Here is a 23,716-nt window from a genome sequence, read left to right on the forward strand (position 1 = left end):
TGCAAAGCCCTTTGCAATATGCCGGATCCCGTCCCTCCCTTTCTCGTTGGCCAAGGCTATACTTCTCCAGCTCGACTGTCCCCCTCCCGGCGGCGGCTGGGCTGGGCGTTGGCTTGGGGCTTGGGTTGGGCTGCTCTGCTTAACCTTTCTGCTCAGCATCCTTTGTTGGTGCGGATGGAGAGCGACGCCCAGGAGTGGCTGTACGCTTGGCGTGGCCCTCAGCAGCCTTCTCCCGAGGTGGTGATCGTCGGCATTGATGGTCGTATAGGACTCGATCGCGACAGCGGTGCGGAGCACGTTCCCGCTAACGGGAACAGCGGACAGGGGGAAAGCAATGGCCGCACCAGTGGTGCAGAGCACCTTGGCCAACATCAAGTTGACTTCCTTCTGGAACGGGCCAACTACGCCGGCCTGACGTTGCGTCTACTGGAAGAAGCTGAGGCCAGGGTGGTGGTGCTAAACCTGCCCAGCAGCTTTGTGGTACCTCAAAACCTGGGCAACGAGAACTTAGATGCCCCTCTGCGTCAGGTGGTACAGCGCTACCCAGATCGCTTGGTCCTGGCCACCCGCAGCAGCGAGAGCTTTGGCCGCTCCGAGATTAACATCTACAACCATTTTCTGCCCTTCTCTTCTCTGCGGCTGGAGTACCTGGTGCCGCCAGAGCATGTGCAGGGGGTGGTGCAACATCGGGTAGACAGTGCTGGGATCCTGCGCCAGGCCCAGTTGCGGGGGCTCTACCTGCGCCGCGACAGCCAAGAGGAGCAGATGTTCGCCTCGGTCGAGGCTCTGGCTTTTGCCAAATACGACCCGGAGCGGGCCAGCCGCTGGTTTCGCGAGCGGGGGTTGCAGCCGATCCAATTCAACCCCCTCGGATCCCAGCACGGGATCCCCATTATCCCCATCGAACAGGTTTGCCCTCCGGCTGTTCCACAAGCAGGATCCGGGTCTGTTGCCCCGATGATCAACCCCAGCCAAGCCTGCCGCGGCCAAGAAGGGATCCCTCCCCTTGACCCCGAAGTTGCCGACCAATTGCGGGACAAAATTGTCCTGGTGGGTTTTGTGGGCGGCTACCCCGAAACCTTCCCAGTGCGGACTGCGGATGGATCCCAGATTGCGGCGGTGGAGCTGCAGGCGCAAGTCCTCTCCAGCCTGCTCACCGGGGAGGTCTACCAATCCGTGCCGGGGGGGGTGGCGGTTGCGGTGGTCTTGCTGCTGGGAGTGGGAACGGGACTGCTTTTGGTGCTTTATCGTCCCCCCCTACGTTCGCGTCAGCGGTGCGGAGCACTTTTGAGCCATTGGGGCTGGAAGCAACAGCAGTTTCTCCTGCGACCCATGGTAGGGCTTGCCGTTTACGAAGGGTGGGCTGTGGCCCAGTTTCTGCTGTGGCGTTGGGTTTGGCCTCTCGTCTTGCCAGCCTTGGCCAGTGGGCTAACGGGGGTAAGCCTGCTGCTCACTTTGATCATTGTGGAGAATCAGGAGCGGCTCTTGGCCCAACAGCAGGAATTGGAGCGTCTGCGTCGGGCCGAACAGGAGGCAGCTATCGACCAAGCCCGCAAGTTGCTTTACCGGGTAGCCACCGACATTCACGATCGGGAGCTGCAGGAGTTGAAGGTGGTGATGGACGACTTGGAGAGCTTGCAATGGCAGCAGCAGCAAGGCAGGTCGCCCGACCCCGCCGTCTACGATCACCTGCTCGAACAACTGGAGAGGATCGGACGCGGGATCCGGAATCAGCTCAACGATGTGCGCACCCTAGCCGCCAAGCTGCGCATCTCCCCCAGCTTGCGAGAGGGGTTGCATCGCGGCATCGAGATCTATCTGGACGAGCTGATCCAAGCGGGCAGCCTGACGCTGTCTGTGGAGCGCCAACTGCAACCTCTGCAGGAGCCCAACACCGGCGAGTGGTTTGATCAGCGAGAAGACATCTTGCGCTTCTTGCGAGAGGCCATCGGCAATGTCATCGCCCACGTGCAACCCCCCAAAGGCAATGCTTCCTTTGTCAGAGTGTCGCTGGCCCAAACGAATCGCCACTGCTGCCTTTCTGTGGTCAATGACGGCATCGAGTACGCTCCCGGCCTCAGCGGCGGCTACGGCAGCAAGGCCATGAACACCATCGCCCGCTATCTACCCAAGGGATCCTGGCATCGCACCCGCACCCCAGAAGGCCATACCCATGTCGAGCTGCACTGGGAGATGCCGCTCTGAAAGACCTACACAGCACTGAACAGAACAGATTTTTGCTCAGCGCTGTTGCTTTCTTCCTGCTTCAGCAACCCTTGACTAGCGGTAGGTTTTAGACCTACCACCCCGCCAGAGGAGTCTCCACAGGCGTTAGTTCCCCCAGAGCTTGGGGTACATTTCAAACGGTAGCTGGGGTCTAGAAACATAAACCTAACCACCCGCTCTCTGCACACTCGCACAACTGCCTAGCGTTTGCACATCAGGTTGTAGAGAACTGTGCAGCAAAGTGAGGACTCCGTCCCACTATCGCGAACAGTCAATCGGCGATTAGAGACAGCCCTCTTCCTAGGAAGCGTTCTTTGGCTTATCGGCCCAGGGATTGCAGCCAGCCGAGCAGGGTGGTACCGGACAGAGCTTCAAACAGGATCAGGGCAACAAAGCCGATCATTGCCAAACGCCCGTTCAAGCGCTCTGCATATTCGGTGAAGCCCACGCGGGGGGTGCTGTCCACATACATTTCCGGCTCGATGGCGTAGTTGTTCAGCCGACCACCTTCTTCGACGACAACGGAGCGATATCGGGTCATAGGGTTCTCCTTGTGCTTTCTTCACCAGCGTAGCTCGCTTTGCATAGGATTGTAAAGTTTTATTTACAACGTTGTTGACGCCCAATGTTCCGAGCTGCCGGGCAGAGTTCAACCAGGCCAGGAACAGCCTGTAAGCAGGGTTGTGGCTCTTGTCCCAGTACAGGGGAGCTGATAATAGCAAGGGGACTGGAGGACAACCATGTCGGTGCTGGAACAGTTAAATATGCTGCTGGATGGCCAGCCGGTGGCCAGCTTGGCGGTGCTGGAGCAGGGATCCCCGGCGGTGTCGTTGGTGCCTTTTGTGGTGCAGCGGGATCCCTTGCGCTTTGCCATTGTCATCAGCGATCTTTCTGGCCACACCCAGGCTTTGCGGGCAGATCCCCGTGCCAGCCTGCTCATCCACGAGCCGCCCACCCCAGGGGATCCCCGCAGTAACCATGCCCTGTCGCGGGTGATGGTGAGCGGAGAAGCCCAGTTTCTCAGCCGCGAGGAGGCGCAGGCGCAGGGGTTTGAAGCCCTCTACCGCGCCAAGTACGAGATTGCCGAGATGATCCTGGGCTTGGCGGATTTTCACTTCTGTCAGATCATCCCCAAAGCTGGCAGCTTCATCCAGGGGTTTGGCCAGGCATTCCGGCTGAGCGGCCCCAACCTGGATCGACTGGAGCACCTCGGTCGGGCGTAGGTACGAGGATTCCAAGGGCAGCCCATGCCATTCCCCAGCACGGGGAAGCTCCTGCTGCGCCACTTCCTAGCTCTCCTCTTGCAGGGGGGGTGAGGGGATCCCGGCGGAACGAACTCCTTTTTCAGGTTTTTTGGTGGGATCCCGGATCCAATCCAAAAGCAGCGGGTTGACCAGCTCGGGGGCTTCATCCTGGGGGCAATGGCCAACCCCCGGCAACGGGATGAACCCCACCACGCAAGGAAACTGTGCCAGGGCCCGCCCCAGAGCAATGGGTTCCCAGGGATCCGCTTCCCCCCACAAGATCAAGACGGGACAGGTGAGCTGAGGCAAGAGATCTTCAGCCAAAGGCCCCTGAGAGTAGCGCACAAAGGCCAAAAAGACCTCTGCCGCCCCCGGCTCCAAAGCGGGTTTGAGCAAAAGCTGGATCAGCTCCTCGGTAACCGCTTCTTTGCGCCCGTAGGCTTGGAGGAGGATATTGCGAATGGCCCTAGCCTGGGCCACCTGAGCAAAGAAGAAACGACCAAAGGGGGGCCACCCCAGCAGGGATTGCAGCAAAGGGGTAAACTGGCGGCGCAGCCAGGAGACCTGGCCCCGTTTCCGCTCGTGCAATAGCCGCAGCGAGGGATCCAACATCGCTACCCCTAAAACCTGGGCTGGATCCAGAACCGCCGCCTGCAAAGCCACAATGCAGCCAATCGAGTTGCCCACCAGATAGACTGGCTGGCCCACCACCTCTCGGACAAAGTCTGCCACCAGGGATCCCCAGGTCTCGAAGGTGTAGGGCAAAGGGGATCCCGGCAGAGGCTTGGCGGATCCCCCAAACCCCAACAAATCAATCGCATACACCTGACAGTGCTGCCCCAGCTCCGGCAAATTTTTCCGCCAATGGTCGCTGCTGGCCCCAAAGCCATGGATGAGCAACACGGCTGGGCCTGTGGATCCCGACTGTTGGTAGCGAATGGGCTGGTCACGCCAGAGCCAGCGATGCTCTGTGTTCGCGTTGGCGCTGCATGGCAACATGGGGGTGCAGTGTAGGTTTGAGTCAGCGTTGCGATCCTAACCGTTCGCGACAGCGGGACAAAGTCCTTGTGATCGGGGCAACTGAGAGTACTGGCGGAGGGTGGCCCCCTTCCACCCGTTGGCGCACTTGAATCGAGGAACAAGGATCGGCCTTCCTCTGAGTTGGGTGATCCCAAGGGGCACCACCAAGCGGCTACAACATCCCATCTCAAGCTTCCGGGAGAAAGTGGGGAATACTGGCAGTTGAGGGTTTTGCGGTGGGTCGGCTTTGGTTTGGCTAGTTGGCCTCAGCTTGTTTGGTAGCGCTTTTTGCCTCTTCTGGGGACAGTTGTTGGTGGGCAAGTTGCTGCTGCCGCTGTGGGGGGGATCCCCCCTGGTGTGGAATACCTGCCTGGCCTTTTTTCAGGCCACCCTGCTTTTGGGCTACCTGTGGGCAGACCGGCTGGGGCGCGGCCTCAATCCCAGGATGGGGGTGCTGATCCACGGGATCTTGCTGCTGGTCGGGCTGAGGCTTCTGCCCTTTCAGCTGGGGATCCCCGGCCAACCGGAAGGATGGTGGCCCCCTCTCGCTCTGTTGGCAAACTTGACTTTGGGAGCTGGGGTGCCGCTGTTTCTCCTGTCGGCGACGACGCCGTTGCTGCAACGGGGGTTGGCGGCAAGAGGGGTCGCGGGGCAACGGGAGGCTTTGGATCCCTATTTTCTCTATGTGGCCAGCAATGCCGGCAGCTTGGGCGGGCTGCTGGGGTACCCGCTGGTGTTGGAGCCTCGTCTGTCTTTGGCTTGGCAAACTCTCCTGTGGACGGGATCCTACGCGCTGGTGGCAGCCCTGGTGCTGCTAAGCGGGGTGGGTCTGCTGCTCAGTCGCAACAGCGTTGCGGAGCAACAAGAACGCGGGGCAGATTCCCAGGGATCCGGCGCTGCTCCGGGGGATTTGACTGTTTCCTGGCGAGAGCGTTGGCGCTGGGCGGGTCTGGCTTTTTTGCCGGCGGGCCTGTTGGTGGCGGTCACCACCTTGTTGACCACCGACGTGGCGGCAGTGCCCCTGTTGTGGGCCATTCCTCTGGGGATCTATCTGCTGACACTCATGCTGGCTTTCGGGGGGATCCACCCCAATAAGGGGGTTTTGGGAACGACAGCTCTTCTGGCCTGCGGGGCGGTGGGGACACAGGTCTTGGGCTGGGTGAGGCCGGGTTTTTTGCTTTTGCCGCTGCATCTGACCACCTTTGGGCTGGTGAGCTGGGGCTGCCACAGCCGGTTGGCTTGCCGTCGCCCGCCGGTGGAGCAGTTGACGCAGTTTTACCTGTGGCTGGCTTTGGGGGGGAGTTTGGGGGGAATGTTCTCTGCCCTCTTGGCACCGCAGGTGTTTGAGACGGTGCTGGAATATCCCCTGTTGCTGGGGATGTCGCTGGCCGTGCTAGGGGCGCAGGGGGGGCGGGTGGGCCTGTGGCTGGGGCTGGGGCTGCTCCTGCCTTTGCTGCTGTTGCACTTTCAACCGCAGGCGTTGCTGCAGGTGGGCGCTGGGGTGGGTTTGGCGTTGGGCTGGGCGGTGCTGGCGCTGTTGGTGTCAGGGGAGAGCCGTTCACAGCAGCAGAGCGGAGCCCCTGGCTGGCAGGCCAAGGTCGGTTGGGTGGGAGCAATGGCGGGGTTGGTTGTGCTGCTGGGGCAACCCTGGCTGCAGCCGGGACTGCAGGTGATCCACAGCGAGCGCAGCGCCTTCGGCCTCAACCGGATCGTGGAATACCAAACTGAGCAGGGATCCTTCCGCAGCCTTCTGCACGGCACCACTCTACACGGCAGCCAAAACTTGGACCCGGAAAAAGCGCTGGAGCCGCTGACCTATTTTTCTCGGTCTGGGCCGGTTGGGCAGGTGTTTGCGGCGTTCAGAGCCCAGACTGTGGATCCCACGCCCGCCATTGCGGTGTTGGGGCTGGGGATCGGCACGTTGGCCGCCTATGCCGAGCCAGGGGATGAGTGGACGTTTTTCGAGTTGGATCCCACCGTGGCCGATTGGGCGGGGCGCTATTTTTCCTATCTCCGGTGGGCCCAGACGCGGGCGCGGGTGCAGGTCATCCTCGGTGATGCCCGGCTCAGCCTCAAGGGGATCCCAGAGGGCAGCTATGACCTGATGGTGATGGACGCCTTCAGCTCTGACGCAGTGCCGGTGCATTTGCTCACGCAAGAGGCTTTGGCCCTCTACCTCAGCAAGCTCAAGCCCCACGGCTGGCTGCTCTTCAACATCACCAACCGCCACCTCGACCTGGCCCCGCTGTTGGCTGGCCTGGCCGGATCCCTGCAGCTCCACGCTTGGCACCAAGCCCATCGGGATCTCTCCCCTGAGCAACGACAGGCGGGGCTGGCCCCTTCCCACTGGGTGCTGTTATCGCTACGCGACGCTAAGGCTACGCCCATTGAGCGAACGGCGACCGTGTTAGCGGAGCGGAGTCCTTTGGCCAAAAACCCTAAAGCCATGCAGGAACCGGATCCCTGGCAGCCCCTTTTGCCCCAAGCCGGGGATCCCGTCTGGCGGGATGACTTTTCCAACCTGCTGCAGGTGATCCGCTGGCCTTGGATCCCTTTGCCGAGAGGTATCCAGATCCCCAGTTCTGGATAGGAATCCGGCTGTTATCGCTATGCAACGCTTCGGCGAATGCATTAGGGTTGGGGAGCAGAAAAGTTAAAGAAATCTTTACAACTCGGAGTTGGTATGAGTTATGATTGTTTGCAACGTAACTAATGTCTGCTCAGGAACCCGGCTCATGTCTCCTCTGCAAGCCCTTACTGTCGATCCTCAAACCACCATGGCTGAAGCCTCTGAGGCCCGTTTCGTGGCAATCGGGGGCAGCCTGCGGCCCAATTCCTTAACGTACCAGGCGCTGGAGGTGGCGCGGCGCGAGTTTGAGAAGTTGGGGACCCCGTTGCACATCCTCGATCTGCGGCAGATGAAGTTGCCCTTTGTGGATGGCTCGGAGTCCTATGCGGATTATCCCGATGTGGCAGTCCTACGAGCAACCATGAAGCGGGCGGATGGGATCATCCTAGCCAGCCCGGAGTACCACGGCGGCATCAGCGGCAGCCTGAAAAATGCACTGGATCTGTTGAGTTTTGAGCAACTGGAGGGTAAGGTCTTTGGGTTAATCAGCGTTTTGGGCGGCGAGAGCAACAGCAATACCCTGAACCAGATGCGCTTGATTGTGCGTTGGGTGCATGGCTGGGTGATCCCAGAGCAAATCGCCATCGGTCGGGCTTGGAACGCTTTTGACGAGCAAGGCAATCTCAAAGACGAGAAGCTACAACAGCGCTTTCAACACTTTGTCCAGAGCTTGGTGACCCATACTCACAAGCTGCGCGGGATCCCAGTTGTGAAGCCTTCCCACAATTAACCCCAAATTAATTACTTAATCACTTACCAAAAAACTGGGTCTAAAGCCCCGCGCTTTAGGGCGGCTGTGTGCTATGCTGCCCGCAGCGGCAGGGTAATCAACCGCTCTATTCGCGTAAGCGGGCCGTAGGCCTTAAGCCCAACAGTCTCACGACTGGATGCAACCTCAATAGGTTTTTTAGTTGTTGTTCGCAACGGTACCTAAGGGCATAAGGATTCTGTCCCGCTGGCGCGAGAGGAAACCGCCCTGCGCTTGCATCAGTGGCGCGTAGCGCTTGGGGGAACGCCTGGGGAGATGAGCACCGCTGTTGTGGAGGGGCAACCCAACACGGCAAGTTGTCGCAGAACCAGGAACCGGAATCCCCTGCCTTTAGGCGGGGGAGCATGTCAAAGACTTCGGCTGCCCCTATTGCTACCCAGCCTTTCATCTGGGGGCTATAGTTGTTTCAAACAGCAACAAGTCCGGGCTCGCTTCTCCTCGCTTTTTTGTGTCAGTGTTGCCCAGTAACAAGGAAGCAGGGAGACGAGAAGGCTCATAACAGAGACGAGCTGAAGTCTGGCTGATACGGCATTGGCTTGCAGAGGAACCTGCGGAATAGATCCACACAGGTATGGTTCAGTCTGTTCCCCCTTATTCTTCGGATAGAGCTGGGTCAATATCTCCCCTGGTGGCCCTGCAAGCGACATTGCAACAGATGCGAGAGCAAACGGATGCCAATGGGCTGATTCAGCTCACCCTCGACTATGTCGGGGCGGTGTTTGGGGCGCCGCTGGTCTGGCTGGCCTTTTACGATTATCAAAATCATCAGTTGGTGGGCCAGGGGGGAGTGACCCTTCTTGAGGATCAAACCCTACTGCGAGCGGTGCATCCTCTACAGCCGGGGGAGATCCTGGAGCAGGTGGTGATCGAGCAGCGACCGATCAGCCTGCCTGACCTCTCTCAGGAGCCGCGCATGGGCATTTGGCAGCGGGAGGCCAGGCGACTGGGCGGGATCCAGGGCTGTTTCATTTATCCCTTCTCGGCCTACGGCCCGCTGTCGCGAACGGCAGTGGGACGGCGGCGCTGCTTGGGGATCCTGATGCTGGGATCCCAAATGTGGGGGGTTACCACCCGTGAGGACGAAAAGGCTCTCTTGGGAATTTTGCTGGGGCAGTTGGCAGCCTCTCTGCAGGAGTTGGAAAACGCTTGGCAGCAGCAGACCGAAAAGCGCCTTGAGGATCCGCTCCTGAGGTTGGGAACGGCGATGCGCCAGGTGGGATCCCTGCAGGAACGGGTCAGCCTGGTGAGGCAGGAGTTACAGTCTTTTCTGGGCGCTGTCCACATTCAGGTGTATTGGCACGAGCGCAGCCAGGGTCAGTTCGTTCCCCACGGGAGCGTCCCCAAAGCTGTTCGCGACAGCGGGGCGGAGAAAGTCGGAGCAGGGCCGACAGGAGAGGTCAGCCTTTCGCTGCGGGAATTGGGGGACATGTACTACACCCTCGCCGATGGCCAGGTGGTGGTGGGCGGCACAGGGACGACTCGCTCTGAGGTTCCCCCCAAGCTGATGCAGCAGTTGCGAGCCCAGGCTGTTTTGGCAGCCCCGATTTTGCTGGAGAAGGATCTGCTGGGGTTTATCTGGGTGCAATCCGATGTGCCCCGTACCTGGCAAGCCGCTGAGCGACAGTTGGTGGCCGCTGCCGCCAATGGGTTGGCCCTGGCCAGCCCTCTGGAAAATCTGGATCGCCGCATTCGCCAGTTGGCCGATGACCAAGAGTTTGTGCAGCAGGTGGGCCGCTCGCTTTACAACCCGGCGGAGCTGCAACAGGCTCTCCAGCAAGCCGTTGTCGGCCTGGCCCAGCGCCTGAAAGTCGGTGCAGTGGCCGTGTTGACGGTGGATCCCGACAGCCCCATCCCCCGCCTCTTCTACGAGTACCGCAGCGTCGCGGAGCAACAGGGCAAGCAGACTTTGCCGCAGCAGTTCAGCCCTCTGAGCGACCAGGACTGGCAGGATCTCATGCGCAGCGAGGTGGTGGTGGCAGAAAACTACGACCAAGATCTGCGCCTGCTCTCTTGGCGGCAGGAACTGGCAGGAGTTCGTTCCCTGATGCTGACCCATACCGGGGCCAACACACCCGTGGAAGGGCTGCTCTTGGTGTTGCATCCCCAGCTACGGGCCTGGAGCCGGGAAGAGCGGCAACTGCTGCGGGGGATTGCCCAACAGGTGGGGGTGATCCTGCGGCAAATTCGGTCAGAACAACGCCGGCAACGACAAGAGCAATTGCTCAAGGGCCTGATCGCCACTTGTTCAACCTTGCCAAACTTGGCCACCTTGTCAGATCTGTACACCACCACCGTCCGACAGACGGCCCAATTGCTGGGGATCCCTCTGGCGCTGGTGGTCAGTTGGCAGCCGGGGGAGAGCCGGGCTCAGCTCCAGCCATCTTTTGCTGCCGGGACGGAGACCGGCCCCACCGAGATCGATCTGCAAGATCCCCTACTGGCCTACGCGCTGCAGTCGGCAGAACCTCTGCCGCTCACCCAGGAGCAGATCCCCCCTGCCAGCCGCACTTGGCTCAGTCGCGTCAGCGGTGCGGAGCACTTTGCTGCCGGCCTGGGATCCTGGCTGCTGGTGGCGCTGGGGGAGACAAACTCCTCGCAGGCGGGAGCTTTGGGAGTTTTGATCTTGGGGGCAGAAGCGGGCAAGGTTTGGGATCCCGACGAGCGGGCGGCTGTGATGTTGATCGCCCAGACCTGCGGCTGGACGGTGCGGCGCTTGCTCTGGATGCAAACTTTGCAAGAGCGGCAGGAGGTGCTCAGGGAGTTGAACTGGTACAAGCACCGCCGCCTGCTGGATATGCAGAATGCCCTTCTGGACAGCCTGCACCGCCTGGGTCAGGTGCCGGAGATCCCCGGAGACGAAGCCACCCGCTGGCAAAAAGTAGTGGAAATTGGCAGAGGGCTGCGGGATCTGACCGTCTCCACAAGGCCGTTGTTGCAGTCGGAAACTTGGCAGGTGCAGCCGCAGTCGCGGTCGGTGCCCTTGGCAACCTTGGTGCGCAAAAGCCTACGCCGAGTGGAGGCCCTGACCCAAAAACGCAAGCTGTGGCCGCGGGCCCATGGGGACATGAGCATTGCCGTCCAGGGGGATCCCGAACGACTGGAGATGGTGCTCTGGGAGGTGTTGACAGCCGCTGGTTTGCGCAGCCCGGAAGGGGGGCGGCTGGATCTGTGGAGCCAAGCCAGCGTTCGCGATAGCGATGCGGAGCCCTTTGGCTATGCAGAGCTGCTGGTGGTGGATCAGGGCAGCTTCGACCCTCACCTGATGGCCGCCCTTCAGTTGGATCCGAACCAGGTGATCTACGCGGATCCTCTGCTCAAGTCGCCTCTATCGGTAAGTCCTGGTCTGGAACTCAGCCTGTGTCAACGGGTGGTGCAGCGGATGGGGGGCCAGCTCTCCTTTTACCTCTCTTCCGATGGGCGTTGTGTCTCTCGGCTGCTCCTGCCGATGGGCAGCGACGAGCCCCATCCCCCTGGGTAGGAAAAAGCTGTGTTGCCGGTCACCTTAGGGGGACAAGGTTCTGAGCAGCCAAAACAGGGGCAGTAGAGCCAGTAGGCCGCGATCCAGCCGCCGCAGTTGTAGGCGGTGCCAGCGCAGGGGATGGTCTGGGCCGGTCAGCCCACGGGCTTGCATCGCCATGGCCGTCTGTTCCGCACGCAGGAGCAAGTTTTCAAAAAAGCGCTCCACCAAAGCCAGCAGGGTTTGGATCCCGCCCCGGAAACTCAGGGATCCCCAGCGCACATCCCGAGTTCGCACCGCCCGCGTCAAGTTTTGCACCTCTTCCATCACCAGAGGCAGAAAGCGTAGCGCCAAGGTGAGGGTGAGAATCACTTCGGCAATCGGCCAGCTCCAACGTCGGAGAGGCTGCAACAATTGGCCGATCCCTTCGGCAATTTCTTCGGGGGCCGTGGTCAACAAAAACAAATGGGTGGCGTAGAGCAACGTAAAAATGAGGGTGCCCAGCCGCAGCGCCACCGATAGAGAACGGCGGGAGACCTGAAAGGTTCGCCCCAACAGGGAAAATTGAACAAGGCGGTAGCGGTAAGGGGTTTGCCAAGCACGGGTTTGCTCCCGCCAGGCACGGTCTGGGGATCCCTGTTCTACGGCCAAGTCGAAGTGCCCTGCACCGCTAACGGGAACAGCGGGGATCCCGGTCAGCCCATAGCCCACCACCTGCATATCCTGCCGTTGCGGTTGGGGAAAAACCCCCAATCCATCCGGCGCCAAGCTGGTGATCCCAAAGGTGAGCAGGCTCAGGGCCAGCACCAGGGAGAGTTGGCCCGACCAAACCCGGCGCGGCAGACGGGCCGCCACAGTTAGCAGCAGAAGAGCCACCACCACGGCTAAGCGCCAACCATTGCCGGCCAAAATGGGGCTGAGGAGAAAGCTGAGCAGCCAGGCCAGCTTAACCCGCGGATCCAGGCAATGTAGCCAGGTGCGAGGCTCTTCCAGATAAATCCCTAACGGGGCATTGCGCAGAATATCCACAACAGTTGAGAAGGAAGCAGGCTATACCCCCTGGTCGCGACAGCACTGCGGAGCAATAACGGCTGGCAGCAAGGGAGAGCTAGGGCCGTTCCACCAGACGGGTAGAGCCCGACTGGGCAGCGACCCATCCCCCCGGAGCCCCATCTCGCTCGATGCGCAGCCAGACGGGCACTTGTCCCTCACCGGCCTGCACCTCTACCACCCGCAGCAGGGCTTGGCGTGGGGCTGTCCCGACAATGGCTCCTGTCAGGCTGGGTTGCTGGCGAATGTTGATGCCATCGTTGGAGATCACCCGCACCTGTTGTACTCCTTGCCACTCCGCCAGAGGGCCAGTTAGCTCAGGCGGGGGAGCGGGTTCTGTCTGGCCGGGATTGTTGTTCGCGAAAGCGTCGCGTGGCGATATGTCAACCGGCGGCTGCTCAATTTGCACCTGGGGCTGCTCCAGCGGCGGTGCCGGTGGCGGCGTGAACAGGCCCCGCAGCATTTGCCAGATGACCAATAGGGAGAGGATGCCCACACCGACCACCCCGGCCATTCGCGCCAGCGGTGCGGAGCCCAAACGAACGCCAGCGGGAAAGGTAGGACGCTTACGGCCCCCCAAGCGGCTGCGGCGGTAACGCTCCACATCCTGCAAACCGATCGCGCCAGCGGACCTTAGGCCCTGGACTCCGTCCCGCTGAGGGGAACGGTCTTGGGCGCGTTCGCGACAGCGGTGCGGAGCACTAGAACTCTCATCGGCAAGAGAAGAGACGCCTGCTTTGGGGGTGCTGCGGTAAGAGGGCAAATCCGAGAGGCGCGGGGGTTCTGGCACCCCCTGTTGCCAAGGGGCGGGTGGGCGATACAATTCCTGGGTTGGCTCAGGACCCACCACGGCAGGCAAATGAGGTGGGGGATGGGGGGCTTGTTCGCGACAGCGGTGCGGAGCACTGGGAGAGAGCATCCCTGCCGGCGGGTCTTCGCGGCTGGGCATTTCGTCCAGGTAAGCTTGTACTTGGGGGTTGTCGAAGTAGGCTTGCAACGTCACTTGGGCGGCTTCCAGACCGCGAAATTCCGGGAACACCTCCTCCTGAAACCATTTTTCTGTGAAGCGGCACAGACCCGGCAGATGGTCGGGAGAACCGGCGGAGTGTTCTTCGATAAACTGCAAGGCCTCTACTTCTTGGGTGGAGCGCAGATGGGCGAGCGCGTCTTCGGTCTGCCCCAGCAACAGACTACAGATGGCCTGCTCCAGATGCACATCCTGCCGCTGCGCCAGACGAGCCAGGTAGCCGCGAGCACGCCGCACCAGAGCCGGGCGGTTTTCCAGATAACCTGCCGCCAGCAACACCTGCACGGCCAAGTAGGCGGCCACCATCGAGGGACGCTCAGCCTCCCGCTCGAACAACTCCTGCTGTTCTTTGAGGGTGAGGTGGCGACGTACCCGTTGGATAAAGCGCAGGAAATCTTCGGTGCTGAGGCCAGAGCCATCTTGCCCCATCCCCTCGATGCCGCCCCGTTCGTCCAGCATGGCTTTGAGGAGAGCCAGTCCCTGCTGTCGCTCCCCGTTCCCATCAGCGGTGTGTCTTCCAGCTTGGGCGGGAGCACTTTGGCTGAGGAGTTGCAAAATGCGATAGGGACGCAGCTTGCCCAAATCGATACGGATCTCCGCTTGCATCTGCGGAAAGGCCTGATACTCCTCCAGCTCCGCCAAGCCCGCCTGTAGGGAACGCGCCGCCTCTTCATAGGATCCCTGTTGCCAGGCTTCTCGACCCAGTGTCAGACGAGCGATGGCCCGCGCCAAAATGGCATCGGAACGAGCAGGGTGGCCCTGCTCCAGCATATGTTGAGCCAAGTCCAAGGCAGCTTGGTATTCTCCGGCTTCGCAATACAAGCACAGCACTCCCGGCAAGCGTGTTTCCTCCACCGTTAAGGTGGGATCCACCGGCATGAGATGTTCGTCGTAGTTTCGCCGTGCCTCAGGGTTAAGCAGCACAGAAGCTGCCTCTTGGATCATTTGAGCGCGAGCTTCCACAGCCTGTGGCGAGAACTCCAGCAGCCAGGAGCGCTCGCCCGGCTTGAGATCGATTCGCTCCCGGTATGCCTGCTCAATCTGATGCTCATCTGCCCGTGCCGACAGCATCAAAACCCGATAGTAGTCGAGGGGCACCCGCACCGTCATGGTTTTTGTCCGCGCTCTCCTGTTCGTGCCAGCGGGACGGAGTCCTTGGACAACTTACCCGCATCGACTTAACTGTAGTCCTTTTCGTGGGTAAAAGGGATCCCCCCTCGGGAATCGCTGCTCCGCCCCTACCAGTTCCAGCTACCCGGCTCTCCTTTGAAAGGGCCTACGACCTTTGAGGTGATCCAACCGCCGTAGAAATCTCCGGGTTGAGGCCGGACTCGTTCTCCACCTACCCGGCACTCCTGCACACGGCCTGGATAAAAGGCAAGGTAGTCGCGGATGGGCAAAAACGCCGGGCTGGGATCCGGATAGCTCCAGGCGGCATCTACGGCTGTTTGGGATCCGACCTGAACTGTCCAGTAGCAGGCAGCCCCTTTGAACTCACAGAAAGAGGTGCGAGAGCTGGGGCGGAGATACTGCAGTCGAACGTCGGTGGGGGGAATGTAGTAGGTGGGCGGGTGGTTGGTTTCCAGGACGCGGTAGCAACGGCGGCTTTGGGCAATGAGCTCGCCATTGACTTTGGGCAATGAGCTCGCCATTGAAGAGAACTTCCACCAGTTCTGTGGTGGGCTCCAGACGAGGTGGGCGCGGATAGTCCCAGACAGATTCTTGTCCTGGATGGGGAGAAATCGGTTGGGGAGACATAGGTCAATATCTTCAATATCTAAAGCAGACGGGTGGCCTCTACCAGTTTGGCGTACTGGATCAGCAGCAAAGACTGTTGCTCCGGCAAAGGCTGAATAACTCCCTGCTGCTGCAGACGGCTTAGCACCGCCGTGGCTGTCTCTCGGCTAACCTGGCTGAGATCGGCCAAATCCTGGGGGGGAGGGTAGACAATGCGCATCCCCTGGGCGGTCTTCTCGCCAAAAGCTTCCGCCAGTTGCACCAGCGTATGCACCACTCGCAGCGGGGGGCTCTGCTGGTCAAGATCCGCCTGCAAGTTGGCCAGGCGCAGGCGACGGGAGAGGCTGCAGGCCAGCTGGTAACACAGTTGCGGCTCCCGCAACATCAGCGCTTTGAAGGTTGCCGCCGGGATCCCGGCCACCCGCAGCGGGGTTAGGGCCAGCACATCTCGCGAGCGGGGAGCTTCGTCCAGTACCGCCATTTCCCCCACCCAAGCGCCCGGCCCCAGCAAGGCAAGGGTTTTGGTGCTGTCTTGCGCCCGCAAAGCCCGCCGCACCTTAGCCCAGCCGGCGAGGATCAGATAAACTACGCTGCCCCAGGCATCTTGCATGAAGAGGGCCTGTCCCGCCGGGATATCCCGCAGCTTGACCTGGGATCCCAACCATTGCAAGGACGTTGCCGAAAGTTCGGCCAACATGGGTACCGCCTTGAGCTCGGAGAGGACGGCAACAGGAGCATCGGAAGCCATGGCGGGTCGGACGTTTCACCATACCGCAAGCCCACTGTAGCCCAGTTACCAACTCAAGAGCTATCCTGCAATCCACCACCCCGCCATGTGCGCCAAGATCTAGTGAGGAGGTGGTCTTGCTGTGGAGTCTTGCCGGTATGGCCCTCAGAGCCTCTAGAGCTACCCTGCGGTTGAGGGTGGGGGGAACCCAAACTCTGCCATTTCGTCTGGGCAACAGAGGTTCTGTCTGGGAGGGGATCCCTCCGCTGTTGCTGTTGTTACAACCTATGGATGCCTATGGATGCTGCCCTCAGCGACATCAGTGGCCAGCGCTGGTCGGTCTTGGTGAAGAACGTGCCTGTGCGGCCCGAAAAGCTCGCTGATGTGGATCTGGTGCTGATCTGTCAGCAGGGATCCCAGCCCCATCGGGAGGCTTTTGCCGAGTTGATGCGTCGCCATCAGGCCCATGTGGACAAGGTGCTCTATCATCTTGCCCCGGACTGGCAGGACCGGCATGACTTGGCCCAGGAAGTTTGGATCCGGGCCTACCGCCACCTGAAACGCCTACAGGAGCCGGCGAAATTTCGCAGTTGGCTGGGGCGGATTGCCACCAACCTGTTTTACGACGAGCTGCGCAAGCGCAAACGGCAGCAGCAGCCCCTTTCTCTGGATGCGCCGATTCAGATGCGGGATAGCGAGATGGAGTGGGAGCTGCCCAGCGAGAGCCCCAGCCCCCATGAGCACCTCGCCACCTGCGAGTTCTACGAGCGATTGCACCAAGCCGTCCGCGACCTGCCGCAGGCCTTTCGCCAGACAATCCTGCTGCGGGAAATTCAGGGAATGGCTTATGAGGAAATTGCCGAGATCACAGGGGTGTCTTTGGGCACTGTTAAGTCTCGCATTGCGCGCGCCCGCGCCCGCCTACAATCCACCCTAAAACCCTACCTTAATGGTGAATGACCATGGTTCGCGGCAACCCCAACCCCGACCCCAGGGATCCCCAGCAAGAGCTGCCGGTGGTGGATGAGCGCTTTGAACAGTTGAGCGCCTACCTGGACGGGGAATTGTCGTCCCAGGAAGCGCGGCAGGTGGAAGATTGGCTGGCCAGCGATCCCCAAGCGCGGCAACTGTACAGCCAACTGGCAGCTTTACAGGCCGGTTTGGCCAACCTCAAGGCCCCAACCTTGAACTCCACCCAGACGGAGCTGTTGATCAGCCGTGTGTTCGCTGAGCTGGATCGGCGGCCAATGCTCGACCTGGGCTGGCGGCAACGTAAGGGCACCCCTTGGGGACGGGTGGCAGCGGCTGTAGTGGCCTTGGCAGGGGCGGGCTGGGTGGGATGGCGTTGGTCTCATCCCCAGCCTTTGGTATCGCTGGAAGATCCGCCGGTGCGCGTGGCCATCGTGCCTGCCTCTGCTCGTGTTGCCCAACGCTATCTTTTCGAGGCGGGGCAAAAACAAGATGCCTACTCGATTTTGTTTGAGACAATCCCCAACCGTGGATCTCGCCCCGCCAACGCGACCAGGGCCGAGGTGGGCTGGGAATGACCTGAGCAGGCTTGAGAAAGACTGAGGAGCGCAGGGTGGAAAAAGCAGTTCGCTGGGCTTGTGGGCTAGGAGTCTGCCTTTGGCTATGCAGTCTGGGATCCCTGTCGGCCCAGGCAGATCCCAGCAGTAGCCATCTGGCAACGCCGTCCGCGCCGGCGGGACGGAGTCCGAAGCAGTTGCACTCCTCTCCCAGTGGACAGGAGCCTGCCCCCCAGCCCACAAACCTGCCTTCACCCGGATCCCGTCTCACCCCTGCCCCCGATCAAAACCAATGGGCCCCTCCCAAGACGGAGCTATCGCCCTTTCCGGACTTCCCCCTTCTCAAGGAGTTGGATCCGCCCCCGCCAAGCTTGGCCGACCTGGGCATCCATTGGGATCGCTTGGCCCTGCTGCCGGATCCCGAGCTGGCAGAGGAAATGGATGTGGAGTTCAGCCGCCGTCTAGCCCGCCTAAACCGGCAAATTGCCAACCAACAAGAGCGCCTCTACCGCCTTTTGCAAACCTGGGACTCCGACGAGGCCGATATCCGCCAAATTCAGGCCCAACTGAGCCAGTTGCGGACAGAACGGGATCGCCTAGCTCTGGAACACCTGTTGATGCTGCGGCAGCTGCAAGAGAACTTCGCCCTACCTCTACCCGACCGCTCTGCTGCCAGCCCTCCCTGAGGAGTCCTTGGGTTCGGGTTATGATCTGAGGGAGGGGCAGACGCAACCACCAACGGAGCTGAGGGATGGCCAAAGTGCCCAGCAACCCAGAAATTGAGCAATTGGCCGCTGCCATTGGCAAGGAAGTTTACATCGATGTAGCCCGCTGGCATCTTTACCTGCGCGACGCCCATCTGCATACTCTTTTGGCGGAGCGACTGGCACCCCAGGTGATGGCAGGCAAGGTGGATGAGGACGCCGTCACGGAGATCTTGCAAGGGATCCCGGTGAAAGTGGGGGGTGGGCGCAAAGAATTGCCTCTGGCCGATCTCCTGCCGATGCAAAGCCTGCTTAACCTGCTGGACGTGCTGGAGGAGTTCAGCCGCAAATGGGCCCAATAGAGAAAGGTAGAGCGGTGCATCATCAGTCTAAACCTATGCGGCCTGGCCCCTGGCTCAAGCTCGGCAGCCTTATTCCGCTGCTCTGGCTGTTGTCGGCCTGTCAGGGAACCGAGTGGGGAGAACGGCTGGAGCGCGCTGTACGCCCAGTGGGCCCGCCCACAGCCCAATCTGAGCCGCTGGCACCTCCCTCGCCTCAACCTTCGCCGGGATCCATCCCACCCTCTATCTCGATCCCCACTGCTCCCGCCCCCTCTTCACCTCTGCCCAGCCAGGACAGCAGCCGCTTTACAGACTTGGAGCCCGGATCTCTGGTGGCTCGTTCGGTGGGATACCTGGATCGGCTGGGAGTTTTTGCCGATATCTCCAGCAGCGAATTTCAGCCGCAGCGCAGCGTTCGTCGCGGAGAATTTGCCCGTTGGCTGGTGTTGGCCAACAACGCCATCCACGCCGATGAGCCCAGCCGGCAAATCCGCCTGGGATCCCCCTCGGAACGCCCCCTCTTTTTGGATGTGCCGGAAGAGGATCCCAACTTTCGCTACATTCAAGCCCTGGGAGCTGCCGGCATAATTGCCGGAGATGCCAATCGAGAGTTTCGCCCCAACAGCCTGCTGTCCCGGGCGGAGTTAATCCGCATGAAGGTGCCCCTGGACTTACCTCCCGGCCAGATCAAGGGATCCCGAGCGGAGCTGGAGGAGCGCTGGGGGTTCACCGATGCGGCGCAAATTCCTCCTGAAGCCATTCCTGCTCTGGTAGCCGATCGCAGCCTAGAGAATGCCTCCACCGTGCTGCGCACCTTTGGCCCCATCCGCACCTTCAACCCCTTCGAGCCGGTTAGCCGCGGGGAAGCCGCCATCGCCCTGTCGGCTTTTGGGGAACGAACGGCCCAAGACGCCCTACCCCAGCCGCCAGCCCTGCCAGACCCAACCCCTGAGCCTCAGCCTTCTCCCCCTGCCGCAGAACCGGAGCAGACGGCTTCTCCCGAGCCGGATCCCACCCCTGCCTCTCCCTCGGATGCTGCTGATGAGCCCCCTGGGCAGACCCGACCCAACCCCCCGGAAGTCGCCCCAGGAGAGGGTAGGATCGTCACGCCGGGTAAGCCCTAACCCTGAAGTGAGCGAGGATCCCATTGGCGTATGCTGTTGGGCTCTGTCAGCAGATAGAACGCCTCAGAACCCCAGCAGGGATCCCTGCTACAGTCATTGCAAGGGGCAACCCAACGGCTCGTTCCATCGCTCCCCAGCTCCTTTTCCTTTCGAGAAAGCGGCTAGCAGTGAGGGCTGTGCAGCGCAGAGCACTTCCGTCGCCATTCCCTGGGCAGCATTGGCTCTTGACAGTCCCCTGAGCGCCCCTCTGCCGGGGAGAGCCCTTGCCACCTAATAAAATGAGAGAAGCCAACCTTGGAAAACCCGCAGGGATCCCAACTGTGTCCGCCATTGTTCCTGAAATCCGTTCTGACGATTTGCTGCGCTACACCGTGATTGGGTCGCGGCGGCCCAGCGTGTACTTTTGGGCGGTGGCGCTGACGGGAGGAGGGCTGGGTTTTGCCTTGGCTGGCCTTTCCAGCTATCTCCACCGCAATTTGCTCCCCTTTTCCGATCCCGCCAGCCTGGTGTTTATTCCCCAAGGCATTGCCATGCTCTTTTACGGGGTGCTGGGATCCCTGGCGGGACTGTACCAATGGTTGAGTTTGTATTGGAACCTGGGGGGCGGCTACAACGAGTTCGACCGGCGCACGCAGAAGATAACTCTGGTACGGCGAGGCTTTCCGGGCAAAAACCGTGAAGTCCGCCTGGAGTATGACTTTGCCGAGGTGCAGAGCCTGCGGGTGGAGCTGAGAGAGGGGCTTAACCCCCGCCGAGCCATTTACTTGCGGGTGAAAGGACGTGGTGACATCCCCCTCACCGGAGTGGGCCAGCCTCCCCCCCTGATGGAGATCGAAAACCAAGCAGCCGAGATCGCCCGCTTTCTCAACGTCAGCCTAGAGGGCATTTGATTCCCTGCGGTGCCATTGCTTTGACCCCGCCCTGCTGGTCGCTTGAGCGAGACGGAATCCCATCCTTGGGCAACAGTGAAACCATTGAGGGGGATCCAGAACTGTGGAGTCGAATAGAGAGTTGTCGAGATTGTTTTCAATGTAGCGGGATCTCTTCGAGGAATGATCTACCCTTGATGCCAGCGCAGTTGTTGCCTGGGAGAAGCCTGTGATGGCCAACCTGAACCCCTTCATTCCCCTACAGGCCAAGAAGCTGGGGTCTATTCTGTTTCGCCTCTGGCTAACTCTTCTGCTCTCATTGGGCTTGGCCTTGCTCACGCTGCTGCTGACCTCCCATTCCGCCCATGCTGCTCGCGGGCCCCTGTATCGCTTGGGCCGCCCAGAGGGGGCGGTCTCGATTGTGGCCTGGGCAGGCTATATCGAACGGGGAGAAACGGATCCCGCCTATGACTGGGTGACCGAGTTTGAGAAAGAAACCGGCTGCCAAGTCAGCGTTAAGGTGGCGGCAACCTCCGATGAGATGGTAGCCCTGATGAATGAGGGCGGCTTTGATCTGGTGACGGCCTCCGGCGATGCCACCCTACGCCTGATCAAAGGGGAACGGGTACAGCAGATTAACCCCCGCCTGATCCCCAGTTGGGAGACCATCGACCCGCGCCTGCGGGATGCTCCCTGGCATACCGTGGATGGCAAGCATTACGGCGTGCCCTATCAATGGGGATCCAACGTGTTGATGTACAACACAAAGGTTTTCCCGGAACCCCCCACCAGTTGGGATGTGGTGTTTGAAGAAAAAATCCTGCCAGACGGCAAATCCAACAAGGGCCGCATCCAAGCCTACGATGGCTCCATCTACATTGCCGATGCCGCCCTCTACCTGAAGGCCCACCGCCCAGAATTGGGCATCACGGATCCCTACGAGCTGACCCGCGAACAGTTCAATGCTGCTCTAGCTCTATTGCGACAGCAGCGGCAACTGGTTGGACGCTACTGGCACGATGCGGCGGTGCAGGTGGATGACTTTGTCAACGAAGGGGTAGTGGCCTCCAGCTCTTGGCCCTTCCAGGTCAATCTGTTGCGATCCGAAGGTCAACCTGTCGCCAGTGTGATACCGGAAGAGGGAGCCACCGGCTGGGCAGATACAACCATGCTCAGCGCCACTGTCAAACACCCCAACTGTGCCTACCTGTGGATGGAACATTCTCTGAACCCGAAGGTGCAGGGGGATCTGGCGGCTTGGTTTGGCTCGGTGCCGGTGGTGCCCGCCGCTTGTCAGGCCAGCGAGCTGCTGGGGCCAGAGGGATGCAAGACCAATGGCATCGACAATTTTGAGCGCATCTTCTTCTGGAAAACTCCTGTGGCCGATTGTGGCGATGGACGTATGGATTGCGTGCCCTACTACGAATGGGTGACCAACTACATCGCTGTGATCGGTGGGCGCTAATAGGCCGACCTTGAAGGGATCCCGGATCCCTCTGGGGAGACAGACCCTCGGCCCTGAGGAGCTAGCCCCACGCGCTGCCCAGCACTGCTTTCCAAAACTTCGAGGCAGAGAGAATCCCAAAAACTATGCTTCGCCAGTCTGAGCAGACGCACCCAGGGATCCCTCGACTGCCACCTGAAGTCTTGCCGACTCTGGAAGGAAGGCTTGTGCGGCTGGGAACCCCAAGAACGGGCTTTGCTCCACTGCCTGGATGGAGAGGGTAAAGAGGGGATTGGAGAGGATCCCGGCAAAGATGGTGGCCACCAAAGTGAACACCAGGCCCACCCGCAGAGCCTGCATGCCTTCCGCCTGCCAGTTGGTCTCGGGGTAATTCCGCACCGAAACCGACATCTCCTGCGGCTCTTTCACCACGATGGTTTTCACCACCCGCACGTAGTAGTAGATGGAGATGACGCTGGTGACCAACCCCACCAACACCAAGGTATAGGCCCCCGCCTGCCAACCGGCCCAGAACAGATACAGCTTGCCGAAGAAGCCCGCCAGAGGGGGCAATCCACCCAACGAGAGCAGACAAATGCTCAAGCACAGGGTGAGGAAGGGATCCTTCTGGTAGAGGCCGCTGTACTCGTTGATTTCGTCGGTGCCGGTCTTCAGGCTGAACAGGGTGATGCACAAAAAGGCCCCCAAGTTCATGACCAAATAGACCATCAAGTAGAAGATCAAGCTGGCATAGCCGGCCTCAGTGCCCGCCACCAAGCCGATCAAAACAAAGCCCGCCTGACCGATGGAAGAATAGGCCAGCAGCCGTTTGAGGCGGGTTTGGGCAATCGCCACCACGTTCCCCAGCACCATGGTCAAAATGGCCAGCACCGAGAGCACCGCCCGCCACTCTTCCGTCATGGCCGGAAACACGGTGGCCAGAAAGCGCACCGCCAAGGCAAAGCCTGCCGCTTTGGATCCCACCGACAAAAAGGCCACCACCGGCGTTGGGGATCCCTCGTAGACATCAGGAGTCCACTGGTGAAAGGGCACTGCCGCCAACTTAAACCCGATACCACCAATGCAGAGCACCAAAGCGATGATCCCTGCCAAACCGGCATCCCCCATGGATGAGGCGATGGCTTCCAGCTTCGTTTGCCCGCCCGAAAGGCCATAGAGTAGGGACATGCCGTAGAGGAAAATGGCCGTGCTGCTGGCCCCGATCAAGAGATATTTCAGGGCTGCCTCCGAAGAACGGGGATCCCGCTTGGTATAGCCGGCCATCAGGTAGCTGGCGATGCCCAGCGTTTCTAAAGATACAAACACTAGGATCAAGTCCGTCGCCCCGGAGAGGAACATGCCCCCCAAGGTGGCCGTGAGCAGCAACACATAAAACTCGCCTGTGGGCGCTCCGGACTGAGAGATGTAGCGCTCCGCCATCATCACGGCCAGTACCGCCGTCCCCACCACCAGGCCACGGAAGAGAATGCTGACGGGATCCGCTGCAAAGCTGCCCAAGAAGCTCTCCAACTGGGGCTGCTGCCATTGCAACACCAAGGTCACCAAGGCCCCGATCAAGCCAAAGATGGAGAGGGCCGGAAGACTTTTGCGCGCCGCCGAACCACCGACCAAATCCACCACCAAGACGAGCAAGAGGGTGAGGGTAACCACCACTTCTGGCCAAATGGCACCGGCATACAGGTTTCCGGTTGGGGCAAAGACATCCATAGGGGAAGACATGAAGACAGATGAAGGGGATCCACAGCCAGCATACCGCGATTTCCGGTCTCTCTTTCCGCTTCCGGCATCTCTTCTCCCAATC

Annotated in this window: 19 protein-coding genes; 12 read left to right on the top strand and 7 right to left on the bottom strand. The window is 60.6% G+C overall.

Annotation, left to right across the window (positions count from 1 at the left end):
- Window positions 1–18: 18 nt before the first annotated feature.
- The gene (locus tag NW842_RS02625; RefSeq protein WP_414417415.1) at window positions 19–2,205 is read left to right on the top strand and encodes a CHASE2 domain-containing protein; all 2,187 of its coding nucleotides are present in this window, start codon (window positions 19–21) and stop codon (window positions 2,203–2,205) included.
- A 340-nt stretch (window positions 2,206–2,545) separates the two neighbouring features.
- Here NW842_RS02625 and NW842_RS02630 read toward each other — a convergent pair whose 3' ends face one another.
- On the bottom strand, window positions 2,546–2,767 hold the full coding sequence (locus NW842_RS02630; protein WP_414349692.1) for a high light inducible protein: 222 nt from the start codon (window positions 2,765–2,767) through the stop codon (window positions 2,546–2,548).
- Window positions 2,768–2,966: 199 nt separating this feature from the next.
- On the opposite strand from NW842_RS02630, the gene NW842_RS02635 reads away from it, so the two are divergent.
- Window positions 2,967–3,449 (top strand): pyridoxamine 5'-phosphate oxidase family protein, encoded by a 483-nt coding sequence (locus NW842_RS02635; protein ID WP_414357271.1) that lies wholly within the window; start codon window positions 2,967–2,969, stop codon window positions 3,447–3,449.
- Window positions 3,450–3,515: 66 nt separating this feature from the next.
- Here NW842_RS02635 and NW842_RS02640 read toward each other — a convergent pair whose 3' ends face one another.
- Window positions 3,516–4,469: an alpha/beta fold hydrolase gene (locus NW842_RS02640; RefSeq protein ID WP_414357269.1), complete on the bottom strand. Its 954-nt coding sequence runs from the start codon at window positions 4,467–4,469 to the stop codon at window positions 3,516–3,518.
- Window positions 4,470–4,803: 334 nt separating this feature from the next.
- On the opposite strand from NW842_RS02640, the gene NW842_RS02645 reads away from it, so the two are divergent.
- The 3 genes from NW842_RS02645 to NW842_RS02655 all read left to right on the top strand — a co-directional run bounded on the left by NW842_RS02645 (window position 4,804) and on the right by NW842_RS02655 (window position 11,366).
- Window positions 4,804–7,080, top strand: coding sequence for a fused MFS/spermidine synthase (locus NW842_RS02645; protein ID WP_414417416.1), 2,277 nt, complete (start codon window positions 4,804–4,806; stop codon window positions 7,078–7,080).
- A 145-nt stretch (window positions 7,081–7,225) separates the two neighbouring features.
- On the top strand, window positions 7,226–7,849 hold the full coding sequence (locus NW842_RS02650; RefSeq protein ID WP_414373352.1) for an NADPH-dependent FMN reductase: 624 nt from the start codon (window positions 7,226–7,228) through the stop codon (window positions 7,847–7,849).
- Between the two features lie 610 nt (window positions 7,850–8,459).
- On the top strand, window positions 8,460–11,366 hold the full coding sequence (locus NW842_RS02655; RefSeq protein ID WP_414373350.1) for a GAF domain-containing protein: 2,907 nt from the start codon (window positions 8,460–8,462) through the stop codon (window positions 11,364–11,366).
- Between the two features lie 24 nt (window positions 11,367–11,390).
- Here NW842_RS02655 and NW842_RS02660 read toward each other — a convergent pair whose 3' ends face one another.
- From NW842_RS02660 to NW842_RS02675, 4 genes are all read right to left on the bottom strand, one after another.
- Window positions 11,391–12,374 carry an energy-coupling factor transporter transmembrane component T family protein gene (locus tag NW842_RS02660; RefSeq protein WP_414373348.1) on the bottom strand — a complete coding sequence of 328 codons (984 nt, stop codon included), beginning with the start codon at window positions 12,372–12,374 and terminating at the stop codon, window positions 11,391–11,393.
- A 79-nt stretch (window positions 12,375–12,453) separates the two neighbouring features.
- On the bottom strand, window positions 12,454–14,532 hold the full coding sequence (locus NW842_RS02665; protein ID WP_414417417.1) for an SH3 domain-containing protein: 2,079 nt from the start codon (window positions 14,530–14,532) through the stop codon (window positions 12,454–12,456).
- A gap of 128 nt (window positions 14,533–14,660) precedes the next feature.
- Window positions 14,661–15,074 (bottom strand): DUF427 domain-containing protein, encoded by a 414-nt coding sequence (locus NW842_RS02670; protein ID WP_414417418.1) that lies wholly within the window; start codon window positions 15,072–15,074, stop codon window positions 14,661–14,663.
- Window positions 15,075–15,199: 125 nt separating this feature from the next.
- Complete coding sequence (locus NW842_RS02675) at window positions 15,200–15,907, bottom strand: Crp/Fnr family transcriptional regulator (RefSeq protein ID WP_414373342.1); 708 nt, start codon at window positions 15,905–15,907, stop codon at window positions 15,200–15,202.
- Window positions 15,908–16,183: 276 nt separating this feature from the next.
- Between NW842_RS02675 and NW842_RS02680 the strand changes: the two genes are divergently transcribed.
- From NW842_RS02680 to NW842_RS02710, 7 genes are all read left to right on the top strand, one after another.
- Window positions 16,184–16,846, top strand: a complete 663-nt coding sequence (locus NW842_RS02680) for a sigma-70 family RNA polymerase sigma factor (RefSeq protein WP_414343224.1) — start codon at window positions 16,184–16,186, stop codon at window positions 16,844–16,846.
- Window positions 16,843–17,433 (top strand): anti-sigma factor family protein, encoded by a 591-nt coding sequence (locus NW842_RS02685; RefSeq protein WP_414417419.1) that lies wholly within the window; start codon window positions 16,843–16,845, stop codon window positions 17,431–17,433. Before NW842_RS02680 ends, NW842_RS02685 begins: the two co-directional genes overlap by 4 nt.
- Window positions 17,434–17,468: 35 nt before the next feature.
- Window positions 17,469–18,098, top strand: a complete 630-nt coding sequence (locus NW842_RS02690; protein WP_414375420.1) for a hypothetical protein — start codon at window positions 17,469–17,471, stop codon at window positions 18,096–18,098.
- Window positions 18,099–18,163: 65 nt separating this feature from the next.
- Window positions 18,164–18,478: a DUF3181 family protein gene (locus tag NW842_RS02695; RefSeq protein WP_414357902.1), complete on the top strand. Its 315-nt coding sequence runs from the start codon at window positions 18,164–18,166 to the stop codon at window positions 18,476–18,478.
- A 35-nt stretch (window positions 18,479–18,513) separates the two neighbouring features.
- Complete coding sequence (locus NW842_RS02700; RefSeq protein ID WP_414375419.1) at window positions 18,514–19,581, top strand: S-layer homology domain-containing protein; 1,068 nt, start codon at window positions 18,514–18,516, stop codon at window positions 19,579–19,581.
- A 320-nt stretch (window positions 19,582–19,901) separates the two neighbouring features.
- Window positions 19,902–20,471 (top strand): photosystem I assembly protein Ycf4, encoded by a 570-nt coding sequence (locus NW842_RS02705; RefSeq protein ID WP_414375418.1) that lies wholly within the window; start codon window positions 19,902–19,904, stop codon window positions 20,469–20,471.
- Between the two features lie 211 nt (window positions 20,472–20,682).
- A complete protein-coding gene (locus NW842_RS02710; protein WP_414375417.1) occupies window positions 20,683–21,915 on the top strand; it encodes an ABC transporter substrate-binding protein in 1,233 nt (410 codons plus the stop codon).
- 123 nt (window positions 21,916–22,038) lie between these two features.
- On the opposite strand, the gene NW842_RS02715 is transcribed toward NW842_RS02710, so the two are convergent.
- Window positions 22,039–23,622, bottom strand: coding sequence for an NAD(P)H-quinone oxidoreductase subunit N (locus NW842_RS02715; RefSeq protein ID WP_414375424.1), 1,584 nt, complete (start codon window positions 23,620–23,622; stop codon window positions 22,039–22,041).
- Window positions 23,623–23,716: the final 94 nt, after the last annotated feature.

It is taken from the genome of Synechococcus sp. R55.4, from assembly GCF_047461935.1.
Taxonomy (GTDB): domain Bacteria; phylum Cyanobacteriota; class Cyanobacteriia; order Thermostichales; family Thermostichaceae; genus Thermostichus.

Bases quoted from the DNA above. Each gene is read 5' to 3' on its own strand.
- NW842_RS02625 (WP_414417415.1), top strand. From the start codon at position 19: ATGCCGGATCCCGTCCCTCCCTTTCTCGTTGGCCAAGGCTATACTTCT.
- NW842_RS02630 (WP_414349692.1), bottom strand. From the start codon at position 2,767: ATGACCCGATATCGCTCCGTTGTCGTCGAAGAAGGTGGTCGGCTGAAC.
- NW842_RS02635 (WP_414357271.1), top strand. From the start codon at position 2,967: ATGTCGGTGCTGGAACAGTTAAATATGCTGCTGGATGGCCAGCCGGTG.
- NW842_RS02640 (WP_414357269.1), bottom strand. From the start codon at position 4,469: ATGTTGCCATGCAGCGCCAACGCGAACACAGAGCATCGCTGGCTCTGG.
- NW842_RS02650 (WP_414373352.1), top strand. From the start codon at position 7,226: ATGTCTCCTCTGCAAGCCCTTACTGTCGATCCTCAAACCACCATGGCT.
- NW842_RS02655 (WP_414373350.1), top strand. From the start codon at position 8,460: ATGGTTCAGTCTGTTCCCCCTTATTCTTCGGATAGAGCTGGGTCAATA.
- NW842_RS02665 (WP_414417417.1), bottom strand. From the start codon at position 14,532: ATGACGGTGCGGGTGCCCCTCGACTACTATCGGGTTTTGATGCTGTCG.
- NW842_RS02670 (WP_414417418.1), bottom strand. From the start codon at position 15,074: ATGGCGAGCTCATTGCCCAAAGTCAATGGCGAGCTCATTGCCCAAAGC.
- NW842_RS02675 (WP_414373342.1), bottom strand. From the start codon at position 15,907: ATGGCTTCCGATGCTCCTGTTGCCGTCCTCTCCGAGCTCAAGGCGGTA.
- NW842_RS02680 (WP_414343224.1), top strand. From the start codon at position 16,184: ATGGATGCTGCCCTCAGCGACATCAGTGGCCAGCGCTGGTCGGTCTTG.
- NW842_RS02685 (WP_414417419.1), top strand. From the start codon at position 16,843: ATGACCATGGTTCGCGGCAACCCCAACCCCGACCCCAGGGATCCCCAG.
- NW842_RS02695 (WP_414357902.1), top strand. From the start codon at position 18,164: ATGGCCAAAGTGCCCAGCAACCCAGAAATTGAGCAATTGGCCGCTGCC.
- NW842_RS02700 (WP_414375419.1), top strand. From the start codon at position 18,514: ATGCGGCCTGGCCCCTGGCTCAAGCTCGGCAGCCTTATTCCGCTGCTC.
- NW842_RS02710 (WP_414375417.1), top strand. From the start codon at position 20,683: ATGGCCAACCTGAACCCCTTCATTCCCCTACAGGCCAAGAAGCTGGGG.
- NW842_RS02715 (WP_414375424.1), bottom strand. From the start codon at position 23,622: ATGGATGTCTTTGCCCCAACCGGAAACCTGTATGCCGGTGCCATTTGG.